Here is a 14272-nt window from a genome sequence, read left to right as displayed (position 1 = left end):
CAGCCCGTCCATGCCTCCTGTCCCATCAGGGCCGAACAGGAGCAACGTCACGCATCCGCTTTTCCATCACAACATAAACACCTAACAGACAACCTGTTATAATCATCATTTCAAACGGCGCCCCCTTGCGGTGCAAACGACCGTCAGTCGGCATGCAAACAAGCACCCCTTGAAGTCCAATCGGGCACAGATTAGAACGCAAGTAACGCCATGTTGCAGAACAGGGGAGCGTTCTCCGCCCTCAGACCGTTCGTCATGACAGATAAAAGAGGGGGGTGAGAACCGCCCGGATTGTAAACATATTTCGCAATGCGCCACGCTGCCTCGGATGGCAGTAGATGGAGGGGCGACTTCCCCCACAGCCGCCCTGCAAAGAAATCGCAACAGAATTTTGCGCATTACAGCATTATGTGGTATCTTTGCAGGCAAACGACGACAGAAAAATCAAAACAGGCACGATGACAGACTCGAAGATCATCAACGACCCGGTGTTCGGATTCATCAAGGTACCGCGAGGCCTGCTGCTCGACATCGTCCGCCATCCGCTTCTCCAGCGGCTGGCACGCATCAAGCAGCTGGGACTCACGCAGGAGGTCTATCCCGGCGCACAGCACACGCGCTTCCAGCATTCGTTAGGAGCATTCCATCTCATGAGCGAGGCGCTCATTTCCCTGCGGCAGAAAGGCGTGTTCGTCTTCGACAGCGAGGCGGAGGCGGTGCAGGCGGCCATCCTCATGCACGACATCGGACACGCCCCTTTCTCGCACGTACTGGAGAACACCCTCATCAGCGGCATCACCCACGAGGAGATCTCGCTGATAATGATGGACCGCATCAACCGTGAAATGCACGGTGCGCTGAACCTCGCCATCAGCATCTTCAAGAACGAATACCCCAAGTCGTTCCTCCACCAGCTGATTTCCAGCCAGCTCGACATGGACCGGCTGGACTACCTGCGCCGTGACAGTTTCTTCACAGGAGTGACAGAGGGAAACATCGGGTCGGCACGCATCATCAAGATGCTCAACGTGGTGGACGATGCCCTGGTGGTGGAGTCGAACGGCATCTACTCCATCGAGAATTTCCTCACCTCCCGCCGGCTGATGTACTGGCAGGTGTACCTGCACAAGACCACCGTGGGCTGCGAGCATATTCTCATCAACGCCCTGCGCCGTGCCAAGCAGCTGGCAAGGACGGGAACGGAGCTGTTCGCTTCACCTGCCCTGCGTTATTTTCTGTACGACGACATCACAGCCCGCTCATTCCACACCCACGCCGAGGCCTTGGACAACTATATCGCTCTGGACGACAACGATATATGGAGTGCGTTGAAGGTGTGGCAGCAACACGACGACCGGATTCTCGCACGCCTGTCGTCAAACATCGTCAACCGGAGACTCTTCAAGGTGGAGGTACGGGAGGAAGAACCGACCGCCGGAGAGATGACCCGGCTGAAGGAACAGATAGCCGCCCGGTACGGGGTGAGCCTTGCCGACAGCAGTTATCTGGTGGGGGTCGACAGGGTGCAGAAAGACATGTACAATCCTTTCGACGACCACATCAGCATACTTTACAAAGACGGCACTTTACGGGACATCACCGAAGCCTCTGAGATTCTCAACATCGAGCTGCTGTCTAAAAAAATATGTAAATATTACCTCTGTTATCAACGATTCTGATAAAATTTACCTATCTTTGCACAATTGAAAACCCATAAACGGTAATTTAAATGGAATTCTCTGCGAAACAGATCGCGCAATTCATACAAGGCCGCGTGGAAGGTGACGAGAACATCACCGTCAACACTTTCGCCAAGATTGAAGAAGGCAGGAAAGGGGCGATTTCCTTCCTTGCCAATCCCAAATACACACATTATATATATGATACGGAATCGTCCGTCGTCCTGGTCGACGAGGACATAGAGCTGGAGAGAGACGTGCAGCCCACGCTGATCCGGGTGAAGAACGCACGCGACTGCGTGGCAAAGCTGCTGCAGCTCTACGAAAGCATGAAACCGAAAAGGCAGGGCATCGACTCCCTCGCTTTCATCTCCCCCAAGGCGACCCTCGGCAAAGATGTCTACATCGGCGCCTTCGCCTACATCGGCGACGGCGTGAAGCTGGGCGACGGCTGCCAGATATACCCCCATGCGACCGTCATGGACGGGGCACAGCTGGGCAGCAACTGCATCGTCTATCCCAACGCCAGCATCTACCACGGCTGCAAGATCGGCGACAACGTCATCCTGCATTCCGGCGCGGTCATCGGAGCCGACGGCTTCGGCTTCGCTCCCAATGCGGAGACCGGCTGCTACGACAAGATCCCACAGATCGGCATCGTGACGATCGAGGACGACGTCGAGATCGGCGCCAACACCTGCGTGGACCGCTCCACCATGGGCAGCACCTACGTGCGCAAGGGCGTGAAACTCGACAATCTTGTACAGATAGCACACAACAACGACATCGGCGAGAACACCGTCATGTCGGCCCAGGTGGGCATCGCCGGCTCTACGAAAGTGGGAAAGTGGTGCATGTTCGGCGGGCAGGTAGGCATTGCCGGACACATCACCATCGGCGACAAAGTATTCCTCGGCGCACAGTCGGGCGTGCCGGGCAGCCTGAAAAGCAACCAGCAGCTCATCGGCACACCGCCGATGGAACAGCGTCCCTACTTCAAGTCGCAGGCCATCTTCCAGCGGCTGCCGGAGATGTACAGACAGCTGAACGCCCTGCAGAAAGAGATTGAAGAACTGAAAAAGAACAGATAACAAAACGTCCGCAGGCGAGAAGAGACAGCGAGGCCGGAAAGCGCTTCGCACCATGCGGAAACCGCAGGCAGGACACCGGAGACCGGTACCGTCCCCGGCTCCCCGCTAAAAGCTCTGGACGCCTTTCCGCCTCCAGACGGAACGGAAACAGCGAAATATCAGATATACATACATGGACACTGTCAAGCAGAAAACACTGAAAGGGAGCTTCTCCCTCTTCGGGAAAGGACTTCACACAGGATTGAGCCTCACGGCGACCTTCAATCCTGCACCGGAGAACACCGGGTACAAGATTCAACGGATTGACCTCGAGGGCCAGCCCACCGTCGATGCCGTCGCCGAGAATGTGGTCGACACCCAGCGCGGAACGGTCCTGGCAAAGGGGGATGTCCGCATCAGCACCGTAGAGCACGGCATGTCAGCCCTCTATGCAATGGGCATCGACAACTGCCTGATTCAGATCAACGGCCCGGAATTTCCGATTCTCGACGGTTCCGCAATGATGTATGTAGAGAAAATCAACGAGGTGGGCATCATCGACCAGAACGCCCCGAAGGACTACTACATCATCCGCAAGAAGATCGAGATCAAGGACGACAACGGCTCCGTAATCACCCTCCTCCCGGATGAGCAGTTTTCGATTACGGCCATGTGCAACTTCGACTCGAAGTTCATCAGCAGCCAGTTCGCCACACTGGACAATATCGAGAACTATGCGACCGAGATCGCACCGGCCCGCACGTTCGTCTTCGTACGCGACATCATGCCGCTGCTGCAGGCCAACCTCATCAAAGGCGGCGATCTGGACAATGCCATCGTCATCTATGAGCAGCAGGTGTCGCAGGAGAAGCTCGACCAGCTTGCCGACCTGCTGAAAGTGCCCCATATGGATGCCAACAACATCGGCTACATACAGCACAAGCCGCTGATGTGGCACAACGAGTGTACACGACACAAACTGCTTGACATCATCGGCGACATGGCACTCATAGGAAAGCCCATCAAGGGACGCATCATCGCGACACGTCCCGGACACACGGTGAACAACAAGTTCGCCCGCCTGATGCGCAAGGAAATCCGCAAGCACGAGGTACAGGCTCCCATCTACGACCCGAACGACGAACCGCTGATGGACAACATCCGCATCCGCGAACTGCTGCCCCACCGCTATCCGATGCAGCTGGTCGACAAGGTAGTCGCCATGGGATCGACGAGCATCATCGGCATCAAGAACGTGACGAGCAACGAGCCGTTCTTCCAGGGACACTTCCCGCAGGAGCCGGTCATGCCGGGCGTACTGCAGGTAGAGGCCATGGCACAATGCGGCGGACTTCTCGTCCTCTCACAGGTGGAAGAGCCGGAACGGTGGTCCACCTACTTCCTGAAGATCGACGACGTGAAGTTCCGGCAGAAGGTTGTCCCGGGCGACACACTGCTGTTCCGCGTCGAACTGCTCGGACCTGTCCGCCACGGAATCAGTTCGATGAAAGGATATATGTTCGTCGGCGACCATGTTGTCGCTGAGGCGACATTCACCGCACAGATAGTAAAGAACAAGTAAGGAATTAAAGGAAACAATGAACCAGATAAGCCCATTGGCCTTTGTTCATCCAGAGGCAAAACTTGGTGACAACAACATCATCGGCCCGTTCTGCTATATTGACAGGAACACCGTCATCGGCGACAACAATGTGTTCCAGAACAGCGTGACGATCAACTACGGTGCACGGCTGGGCAGCAACAACGAGATTTTCCCCGGAGCGAGCATATCGACAAAACCGCAGGATCTGAAATTCCGGGGGGAAGAAACGATCTGTGAGGTGGGAGACAACAACTCCATCCGGGAGAATGTCACCATCTCGCGCGGTACGGCATCGAAGGGTACGACCAAGGTGGGCAGCAACAATCTGCTGATGGAGTGCGTACACATTGCGCACGACTGCATCATCGGTTCGGGCGAAATCATCGGCAACTCGACGAAGTTCGCCGGTGAAGTCATCGTGGAGGACAATGCCATCATCTCGGCCAATATCCTCTGTCACCAGTTCTGCCGCATCGGCGGATATGTGATGATACAGGGGGGCTGCCGGTTCTCCATGGACATTCCTCCGTACATCATCGTAGGCAAGGAGCCTGCACGCTACATGGGCATCAACCTCATCGGACTGCGCCGGCGGGGATTCTCCAATGAACTGATCGAACTGATACACAACACCTACCGCATCCTCTACGGGACCGGCACACGTGCGGAGAACATTGCGAAGATCAAGAATGAGCTGCAGGTCACACCGGAAATCCAGCACATCATCGATTTTGCAGAGACTTCACAGCGGGGAATCATCAAGTAAGGGGTTCCCCCTATCACCGCCTACCCCCGCCTATCCCGCTTATCACCGCCTACCCCAACTTATCACCGCCTACGCACCCTCCGATGGATTCCGAGGAGGCCCATCATCTTGAAAGACAAAACACTCATCGTCATCACAGGCCCTACAGGAGTAGGCAAGACCGAAGCGACACTGCGTATCGCCGAACACTTCAATGTACCGGTCATCAATGCCGATTCACGTCAGATATTCTCCGAGATACCGATCGGCACAGCCGCTCCGACCGCCGAACAGCAACGGAGAGTGCGGCACTACTTCGTGGGAAGCCGACATCTGGAGGATTATTACTCGGCAAGCCTGTACGAACAGGAGGTGCTGAAGCTGGTCCGCAGCATGCCCTCCTCTGTTGCACTCCTGTCCGGCGGATCGATGATGTATATCGACGCAGTCTGCAAAGGAATCGACGACATACCGACCATTCTGCCGGAGACACGCATGGAAATGAAAAGGAGGCTGGAGAGGGAAGGACTTGCGAAGATGTGCGGACTGTTGAAAGAACTGGATCCCGAACACTGGGAGACCGTCGACCGGAACAATCCACGCCGTGTCATCCATGCCCTTGAAATCTGCATACAGACAGGAAAGACCTACACCTCCTTTCGTTCTGACACCAGCAAAGAACGCCCATTCAACATCCTCAAGATAGGACTGAACCGCAACCGGGAAGAACTGTACGACCGCATCAACCGCCGTGTCATACAGATGATCGACGGAGGAATGATCGAGGAAGCGCTGCGCGTCTATCCAAAGCGGGCACTCAATTCGCTCAACACCGTGGGATATAAGGAACTGTTCGAGTACCTCGACGGGCTGACAACGCTCGATGAAGCCATCTTCAAAATACAGAGCAATACACGACGGTATGCCCGCAAACAGCTTACATGGTATAAAAAGGATGCGGGGCTCCGGTGGTTCGAACCCGACAACGTTGAAGAAATCTTAAAATATATCCACACTGCTTTATCAGATACAAGTAAATAACTACTTTTGCAGACAGATAGTAGACTTCCTTGCCGCACTGCTTCCTTATAAAGCTGACAAGGAAATTATCAACGCGAAGATTGTCAATCAATGGTAAAGAAATTCTCAAAGTTCATCAGGAGCATTATCCGTGGTGTCATTCACTTCTTCCCGTGGTATGCCAGACTTTATAAAGGGCGTGCCTGGTATACAAAAGGCGCAATAGGCATCGTCTCGTTCTTTGTCGCTATCTTCCTCTACCTGGGAATGGTGGACATCAACTTCCTGTGGCTCTTCGGGAAGTCACCGGGCTTCGTGGAAATAAAGACGCCGCCGACCTACGCAGCATCTGAAATATACAGTGCCGATTCGGTACTTATCGGCAGATTCTACAAGGAGAACCGTACACCGGTAAAGTATGAAGAAGTGACTCCGGCCTTCTGGAAGGCGCTCATCAGTACAGAGGATGAACGCTTCTACAGTCATCACGGCATCGACTTCATGGGCATCGGAGGAGCAATCAAGGATGCAGTGACCCGCGGCGACGGACGTGGTGCGTCGACCATCACGCAGCAGCTGGCCAAGAATATGTTCCGTGTCCGTACGCAGTATTCTGCCGGACTGCTCGGACATGTGCCGGGTCTCCGCATGCTCATCATGAAAAGCAAGGAATGGATCATTGCCGTAAAGCTGGAGATGATCTACTCCAAGAAGGAGATTCTGACGATGTATGCCAACACCGTCGACTTCGGAAACAACTCCTACGGAGTGAAGACCGCGGCCAAGACCTACTTCAACACCACTCCTGCAAAGATGTCGGTCGACCAGGCCGCGACACTCGTGGGCATGCTGAAAGCGACCACCTACTACAATCCGATTACCCATGCCAAGAACTCCATACGCCGCCGCAACACCGTATTATACAATATGGTGACGCATAATGCACTTCCCCGGAACGAGTATGACGAATACTCTCGGCAGCCGCTGAAGCTGGATATACATGTCGAAGAGAACTATGAGGGACAGGCACAGTACTTCCGCGAGTATGTCGCCGACTATCTCAAGAACTGGATGAAGGACAACGGCTACGACCTTTACAGCAGCGGACTGAGAATTTACACCACCATCGACACACGTATGCAGAAGTATGCCGAGCAGGCTGTCTCAAAGCAGATGGAGAAGGTACAGCAGCAATTCGACAACCACTGGCGCGGCATGCAGCCATGGCGAGATGCAAAGGGAGATGAGATACCGGGCTTCATCGAAGGGATCGCGGAACGCCAGCCGTTCTATAAGAAACTGGTGCAGAAATACCCCAGCCAGCCTGACAGCGTGCTTTATTATCTCAACAAGCCCCACAAGGTAAGGCTCTTCGACTATGCGAAAGGACAGATTGAAAAGGAGATGTCTTCCATGGACTCCATCCGTTACATGGTGAAGTTCATGCACTGTGCGATGGTGGCCATGGAGCCACTGTCAGGTGCCGTGCGGGCCTGGGTGGGTGACATCGACTTCAAGACGTGGAAGTATGACAAGGTCGTGGCCGAGCGACAACCGGGTTCTACCTTCAAGCTTTTCGTCTACTCAGAGGCCTTCAACCAGGGACTTACACCTTGTGACAAACGCCGTGATGAGTACATCAGCATGCAGGTACTCGACAAGAAGACAGGACAGATGAAGACCTGGACACCACACAATGCCAACGGACGATTCTCCAACGACTCCCTCACGCTGAAGAGTGCCTTCGGGCGCAGCATCAACTCCGTGGCAGTACGGCTCGGTCAGGAGATGGGCATCAAGAACATTATCCGTACTGCTCAGGACATGGGCATCAAGAGTCCGCTGGACGACGAGCCTTCACTGGCTCTCGGATCCAGTGACGTGAACCTGCTGGAGATGGTCAATGCCTACGGTACCGTGGCCAATGACGGAGAACATCATGTCCCGGTCGTCGTCACACGCATCCTCGACAAAGACGGAAATGAGGTCTACGTCGCACCGAAAGACCATGAGAAAGCCCTTCCTTACCGTACGGCTTTCCTCATGCAGGAGATGCTGAAGGGCGGTGTGAATGAAGCCGGCGGAACCAGTCAGGCTCTGCGCCACTTCATCTTCAACGACACCGACTGGGGAGGCAAGACCGGTACGTCCAACAACCATTCTGACGCCTGGTTCATGGCCGTAAGCCCCAACCTCGTCGTCGGTGCATGGGTCGGTGGCGAGTACCGTTCCATCCACTTCCGTACAGGAGCATTAGGACAGGGTTCGAAGACCGCACTGCCTGTCTGTGGAGAGTTCATCTACAGCCTCATGCGCGACAAGGCTTTCCAGAAGTATCATGCCAAATGGCAGTTGGATCCCGACGAGGACATAGACCCGACCATGTACAATTGCCAGCCGGTGGTTGTCCGCCGTCAGCTGCCCGATTCGCTGCGCGGCGCATCGTCGGCCCGCCACCATCATCAGGAACAAGGGGAAGAAGTCCTCGAAGAGGGGGCTGAAGGAAACGAGGAAGGAGGCTTCGAACTGGAGACCGCCCCGCAACCTGCACCCGAACGGCACGGCAACAACGGCAACGAGACACAACAGATCATCAAGAAGGCAAAGCGGCCACACAGCGAAGACATGGAGATATAACCCCGTCAAAGTACAATGTCTCAGAAGAACCAAGCCATAGATGCAAAGGCGATAGACCTGGATAACCCGGAGTTACAGAAGGCGCTCCAGATCATCCAGTTCACAAACAATTCCCTGTTCCTGACCGGCAAGGCTGGAACAGGGAAGTCTACGTTTCTACGGTATATAGCTGCGACCACAAAGAAAAAACACGTTATCCTCGCACCGACCGGCATTGCCGCCATCAATGCCGGCGGCAGCACACTGCACAGCTTCTTCAAACTCCCGCTCTATCCGCTTGTCCCCACCGACAAACGATACACGAGACGCAACCTCCGCAGCACGCTGAAATACAACAGTGACAAATGCAAGCTGTTGCGCGAAGTGGAACTGATTATCATCGACGAAATCAGCATGGTCAGATCCGACATCATCGACTTCATCGACAAAGTACTCCGTGTTTACAACCGCAACATGCGTGAACCGTTCGGTGGAAAACAGCTTCTGCTGGTGGGCGACATCTACCAGCTGGAACCTGTCCTCAAGGAGGAAGACCGCCAGCTCCTGCAGCCTTATTATGCCAGCAGCTACTTCTTCGATGCCAAAGTCTTCCAGGACTACCCGCTGGTAAGTATCGAACTGAATAAAGTCTACCGGCAGAGCGACCCCTCCTTCATTTCCATCCTCGACCATATCCGTACCAACCAGGTCTCCGAGAAAGAAATCAGATACATCAACACCCGTGTCGGGACACAGATAGAAAAGGCAGAAGAAACCTTCACCATCACCCTGTCTACCCGGCGGGACACGGTAGACTGGATCAACAACCAGGGACTGGAGAGCCTCAAAGGTGACCCCGTGACGTTCCTCGGTGAAGTCAAAGGAGAATTTCCGGAGAGCAGTCTTCCCACGCCCGTCGAGCTCAACCTCAAGGCAGGCGCACACGTCATGTTCATCAAGAACGATACGGAGAAGCAGTGGGTAAACGGCACGCTGGGACTCGTCATCGGCATTGACGAAGAGGCCGGCCTGCTCTACATACACACAGAAGACGGCGACGACCTGCAGGTACAGCGGGAGATGTGGGAGAACGTACGCTACCATTTCAATGAAACCGAACAGAAGATCGTGGAGGAGCAGATCGGCACCTACGTGCAGTTCCCCATCAAGCTGGCATGGGCCATCACGGTGCATAAGAGTCAGGGGCTGACCTTCCGGAATGTCAACATCGACTTCACGGGCGGTGTCTTCGCCGGCGGACAGGCCTATGTCGCCCTCTCACGCTGTACAAGTCTGGAAGGCATCACCCTCAAAGAGCCGCTCCGCCGCAACGAGGTGTTCGTCAGGAGCGAGGTGGTACAGTTTGCCAGACACTACAACGACCACAACATCATATCGGCAGCGCTCAGGCAGAGCAAGGCGGACAAGGAATACTCCGATGCCGCAAAAGCATTCGACAAGGGGGACTTCGATGCCTTCCTGCACAATTTCTTCCTCGCCATCCACAGCCGGTACGACATAGAACGTCCTGCGGCGAAACGCCTCATACGGCGGAAACTGGATGTCATCAACCGGCTGCGCGACGAGAACGGCCGCTTGAAAGAGCAGATGGAGGAACAGAAAGCATATCTCAAAAAACTGTCTGTGGAATATGTCATGATGGGAAAGGAATGCGAACACGAGGGCATGACCGAGGCGGCCATAGCCAACTACGAGAAAGCCGTCACGCTCTGCCCCGACAACCCCACGGCACTGAAACGGCTGAAAAAGCTGAAACCCGCAACTTACCGGAAGCAATAGAAACGATTATGGAGAAGAAAAGAAATCTGTCAAAAATCATAACGACCATCATCCTCTGCATCATCCTCGTAACTGCCATGATAGCCTCCTGCCATCACAGCAGAGCCATCGAGGGAACCGACAACGGCGACACCGTGGCTGCCTCCGAATTTGAACCCCAGACGGAGAGCGGAAAGCCCGACATCAGTCTGCAGCGTATCACCGCTGTCCGGTTTCCTAAATACAAACTGTCGAAAGCGACCCCTTTCGTCCCGGATTCGGTCAGTCTGGCGGCCGATGAAGAAACCGTTGCAAGCGGGAACTACACAGCCGTCCTGCTGCTTGACACGATTCCCGGCAAGCATTTTTACGAAGCCGTCGGCCTTGCCGCACAGCACGATACCTGTTGGAACATCGGCAGGAACTCATACACGTACGAACGAAGAGACAAGACCGGCGGTCTCTACAAAGTCGCTTTCGACAGAGATGCACGGCAGATTGTCGTCACCCATCTGAACAGAGAACTGGTCAGACCTGATTCTCCTCAGAAGCACAAGGAGAGACCTGAAAAACACTCCTGACGGACTGCTCTCCTTCCAACAGAGCAGCCGGGTGCAAGCCGACAGGCGGCAGAATGAGGCTGGAATGACGATGCCGACAACAGGCATCACCGTCCGACATTCCAATTCCACACCGTGTCCGGGGAACATCATGACCGATAAAAACCTCGCAATCCCGCCCCGCAACGGCAAGGACCGCATCGTGCTGGTGTTCTGTCCTTCTCCACATCTTCCGTCCTCCCCTTCACCGCACTTATCCATACGAAACGGCAAAGAGGCTGTATCAAGACATTCCACATGCTTGATACAGCCTCTCTTCATTGCATCATCCGGATGCCAGTCTGCCTATTCGAACGTACGTTTTCCTTCTTGTACGGCCGGCCTGACAATGATTTCACGTTGTCTGGCACCGGTCGTGACCTTCATGGCTACGCCGGCAATTTCCTGCGGCGTAAGCGTACTGAATACAGGTGTGGCGACGGCTTCGTCATCCGGCGAAAGCTCCTTTCCGGTCTCGGCATAGACATTGAGCAGTCCCATCCACTCCGACAGTCTGTTTTCACCTTGGGGAGACTCCGGTTCCTCCTCCCGGATGGCAAGAGGCACCATGGCTGCCTTGAAGTCGTCAGCAGTAAAACGCTGCGCCTTGATGTCGTCAAGAAGCTGATGAATCAGCGTGAGCACCCTGTCCACATGCTCCCTTGCCGTAGAGAGGTGGATGCTGAGATGCTCGTTCGCTTCAGGACGGGGAGTGTAGTCAGCGCGGACACCTACGGTATAAGTCAGGTGCTCTTTCTCACGCAGAACGTCAAAACAGCGGCGTTCCAGCAGGGCACGCATCACCTCCATGGCGGCCTGCTCGCGGTCGGACAGCTTCAGCTTATTGACAAACGAAATCTCAATCTCCGCCATGTCTCCTTCGGTCTCGGCAACGAACGTATGCCTGATGACAGGTGCGGCGGATGAGAAGTCCATGGGCTTCGCCTCCGTCTTCACAGGCTTGCCCCCTCCCTTGAGCGAACCGATGTAACGCAGTACCAAGTCCTTTGCCTTCGCCTCCGGCAGGTCGCCGATCAGGCAGTATGTGAAACGGGAAGCATCGCCCAGATGCTTCTGGAACTGCTCCTGCAGCCTGTCATACCGGACGGACTTGAAGAAAGCCTCATCCTGACGCGGGTTCATCGCACTGACCGGATAAAGCAGTTGCCGGATAGAATCCTGGACGGCCTCCATACCGCTCTTCGCACGGTTCTCGTAGACATAAAGGCTGCGCTGGACATACTTGTCAAAGACCGGTTTCGAGAAGTTCTGGCGCGACAGGACCAGATACAGATAACCGAAGAAGTCGTCGGCGTTGCCGGCAGGAGCGTTGCCCCCTACCCCGTCGCTGTAATCCTCCAAGGAGAGCGAGAGATCGATGTTCTTCCCCTGCAGCCACTGCGCCAGCTGGTTGCGGTCATAGTTGTACACTCCCGACTGCATCAGAAGCGAGCGCATGGCCGTGTAATCAGCAAGTTCCTTTGCCGGAACGATCGACTTCCCGCCTTCCGCAGAACCGACGAAGAAGAACCTGCCCTGCAGCTCCGGCACGTGCTTGTACAGCACCCTTGCCCCGTTAGAGAGCGTCCATTCCTTTGCCTGCAGGCGGTTCAACGGCTTCTCCGCAACGATCCTCCCCGGTGTCAGATTGAAATCGACAAGCTGCCTGACCGGCTTCACGCTGTCGATATGTATCAGACCGCCATACGATCCCTTTGCATTCAAAGCCTCCCTGAAGTCGGCCTCCGTGATATTCATCCCGTCCGGTGTCTTGGAATAGGTGACGAAAGCAAGGTTGTCGTCGTTGAGCAGGGATTTCATCCATGCGTTCATGTCCTCCGCCTCCAGTTCGACCAGTGTCTCTATGTTGCGGCTGATCTGTGTGCGGAAGTCCTGTACGGGAATACCGTAGAGGAAGTTCTGGCGGAAGAGCATCAGGGCATTGTCGGGTGTGCCCAGTCCCTTCTCGCCCAACACGCCTTTCATTCCGTCGTACATCCGTTCTTTCTCCTCATTGAACTCGGCCGCCGTAAATCCTTTGTCACGCAGCGACTCACGTACCGCCAGCAGCTGGTGCAACGCTTCCTGCTCACTGCCCCGGTACGGCACCATGTCCCACGCCATCTGAGAATAGCCTCTTACCAGAGACGAAAGACTCACTTCGGCGGCAATATACCGTTCCTTGCCGGCATTCTTCAACAGGGCAAAACGCCTGGGAGCAAGCAGATTGAAAAACTGCGTGAAGAGGAACTGCCGCACACGGTCGTCCTCGGGAGCATCGCCTGTCACCGCATAACGCTGGTAAAGTCCGAATGATGCGCTCTTGTTCTCCGGATCGACAAAACGCATATACAACGGCGTGGCGTTGTCGGGAATCTGCCTTGCCTGCGGACTCACCGGAGGTGTCTGCCTTGCAGGAAGCGTCTTGAAGACAGCCTGGACGCGCTGCTCCACCCGGTCGGGATCGACATCGCCGATGACGGCGACAAACTGCTTGTCCGGACGGTACCACTTGTCATAGAACTGCCTTACCTGCTTTTGCTGGAACGATTCCAACAGCTTCCGCGAGCCGATGACATTATGCGTCGCATATCCTGAATGATTATAGACGACAGGCGCAATGGCATCTGTCAGCCGGCGGTCCACCCCCGCCCGATGACGCCATTCTTCGAGGATGATGCCCCGTTCCTTCTCTATGTCCTTCGGCAGCATCCTGATGCCATGACACCAGTCACGGAGCACCCAGAGCACATCTTCATTGAGCTTCGCATCCCCCGCCGGCACATTGTGTACGGCATACCGGGTATCGTCGACACCGGTGAACGCCTCAAAGTCGTTGAGGTCGTGGCTGCGGAGGAAGTTCATCACACCACCGGGGAAGTGGTCGGTGGTATTGAACGCCAGGTGCTCCAGCACGTGTGCCAGCCCCAGTTCCCCGTCCGTCTCCAGGATGGCGCCCACATTCTGATAGAGGTAATACTGCGCTTCACCCGAGGCCGAGCCGTCGTTGTATATATAATAGGTGAGCCCGTTCGGCAGCTTCCCCGTCCGCAGACCCCGCATCTGCGCACAGGCCGTACCGGAGGACAAAAGCAGGAAGCCCACGAGCAGTGCCTGCGCCATGCCCGTGAGGCGTTGAATGAGATTCTTGAACATCATCG

The 14272-nt window shown here is 55.2% G+C and carries 9 protein-coding genes; 8 read left to right on the top strand and 1 reads right to left on the bottom strand.

The features are described from left to right. Nucleotides 1–458: 458 nt before the first annotated feature. From J4864_RS10805 to J4864_RS10770, 8 genes are all read left to right on the top strand, one after another. Entirely contained in the window at nucleotides 459–1679 is a 1221-nt protein-coding gene (locus J4864_RS10805) for an HD domain-containing protein (RefSeq protein ID WP_211814880.1), read from the top strand. Between the two features lie 50 nt (nucleotides 1680–1729). Continuing rightward, a complete protein-coding gene (lpxD, locus tag J4864_RS10800; RefSeq protein WP_211814879.1) occupies nucleotides 1730–2770 on the top strand; it encodes a UDP-3-O-(3-hydroxymyristoyl)glucosamine N-acyltransferase in 1041 nt (346 codons plus the stop codon). A 172-nt stretch (nucleotides 2771–2942) separates the two neighbouring features. Further along, nucleotides 2943–4331 carry a bifunctional UDP-3-O-[3-hydroxymyristoyl] N-acetylglucosamine deacetylase/3-hydroxyacyl-ACP dehydratase gene (locus J4864_RS10795; protein ID WP_007367464.1) on the top strand — a complete coding sequence of 463 codons (1389 nt, stop codon included), beginning with the start codon at nucleotides 2943–2945 and terminating at the stop codon, nucleotides 4329–4331. 16 nt (nucleotides 4332–4347) lie between these two features. Then, nucleotides 4348–5118 (top strand): acyl-ACP--UDP-N-acetylglucosamine O-acyltransferase, encoded by a 771-nt coding sequence (gene lpxA, locus J4864_RS10790; RefSeq protein ID WP_211814878.1) that lies wholly within the window; start codon nucleotides 4348–4350, stop codon nucleotides 5116–5118. Between the two features lie 108 nt (nucleotides 5119–5226). Further along, entirely contained in the window at nucleotides 5227–6138 is a 912-nt protein-coding gene (miaA, locus tag J4864_RS10785) for a tRNA (adenosine(37)-N6)-dimethylallyltransferase MiaA (protein WP_211814877.1), read from the top strand. A gap of 90 nt (nucleotides 6139–6228) precedes the next feature. Then, entirely contained in the window at nucleotides 6229–8754 is a 2526-nt protein-coding gene (locus J4864_RS10780; protein ID WP_211814876.1) for a transglycosylase domain-containing protein, read from the top strand. 15 nt (nucleotides 8755–8769) lie between these two features. Further along, nucleotides 8770–10533: an ATP-dependent DNA helicase gene (locus J4864_RS10775; protein ID WP_211814875.1), complete on the top strand. Its 1764-nt coding sequence runs from the start codon at nucleotides 8770–8772 to the stop codon at nucleotides 10531–10533. An 8-nt stretch (nucleotides 10534–10541) separates the two neighbouring features. After that, nucleotides 10542–11093 carry a hypothetical protein gene (locus J4864_RS10770; RefSeq protein ID WP_211814874.1) on the top strand — a complete coding sequence of 184 codons (552 nt, stop codon included), beginning with the start codon at nucleotides 10542–10544 and terminating at the stop codon, nucleotides 11091–11093. A 324-nt stretch (nucleotides 11094–11417) separates the two neighbouring features. On the opposite strand, the gene J4864_RS10765 is transcribed toward J4864_RS10770, so the two are convergent. Continuing rightward, nucleotides 11418–14267, bottom strand: a complete 2850-nt coding sequence (locus J4864_RS10765; protein ID WP_394371033.1) for a M16 family metallopeptidase — start codon at nucleotides 14265–14267, stop codon at nucleotides 11418–11420. Nucleotides 14268–14272: the final 5 nt, after the last annotated feature.

Source organism: Prevotella multiformis (assembly GCF_018127985.1).
In the GTDB taxonomy this organism is placed as follows: domain Bacteria; phylum Bacteroidota; class Bacteroidia; order Bacteroidales; family Bacteroidaceae; genus Prevotella; species Prevotella multiformis.
Note: the sequence above shows the minus strand (reverse complement) of the source record. Positions and strands in the feature narration are given on the sequence as shown.

Bases quoted from the DNA above. Each gene is read 5' to 3' on its own strand.
- J4864_RS10805 (WP_211814880.1), top strand. From the start codon at position 459: ATGACAGACTCGAAGATCATCAACGACCCGGTGTTCGGATTCATCAAG.
- lpxD (WP_211814879.1), top strand. From the start codon at position 1,730: ATGGAATTCTCTGCGAAACAGATCGCGCAATTCATACAAGGCCGCGTG.
- J4864_RS10795 (WP_007367464.1), top strand. From the start codon at position 2,943: ATGGACACTGTCAAGCAGAAAACACTGAAAGGGAGCTTCTCCCTCTTC.
- lpxA (WP_211814878.1), top strand. From the start codon at position 4,348: ATGAACCAGATAAGCCCATTGGCCTTTGTTCATCCAGAGGCAAAACTT.
- J4864_RS10780 (WP_211814876.1), top strand. From the start codon at position 6,229: ATGGTAAAGAAATTCTCAAAGTTCATCAGGAGCATTATCCGTGGTGTC.
- J4864_RS10775 (WP_211814875.1), top strand. From the start codon at position 8,770: ATGTCTCAGAAGAACCAAGCCATAGATGCAAAGGCGATAGACCTGGAT.
- J4864_RS10770 (WP_211814874.1), top strand. From the start codon at position 10,542: ATGGAGAAGAAAAGAAATCTGTCAAAAATCATAACGACCATCATCCTC.
- J4864_RS10765 (WP_394371033.1), bottom strand. From the start codon at position 14,267: ATGTTCAAGAATCTCATTCAACGCCTCACGGGCATGGCGCAGGCACTG.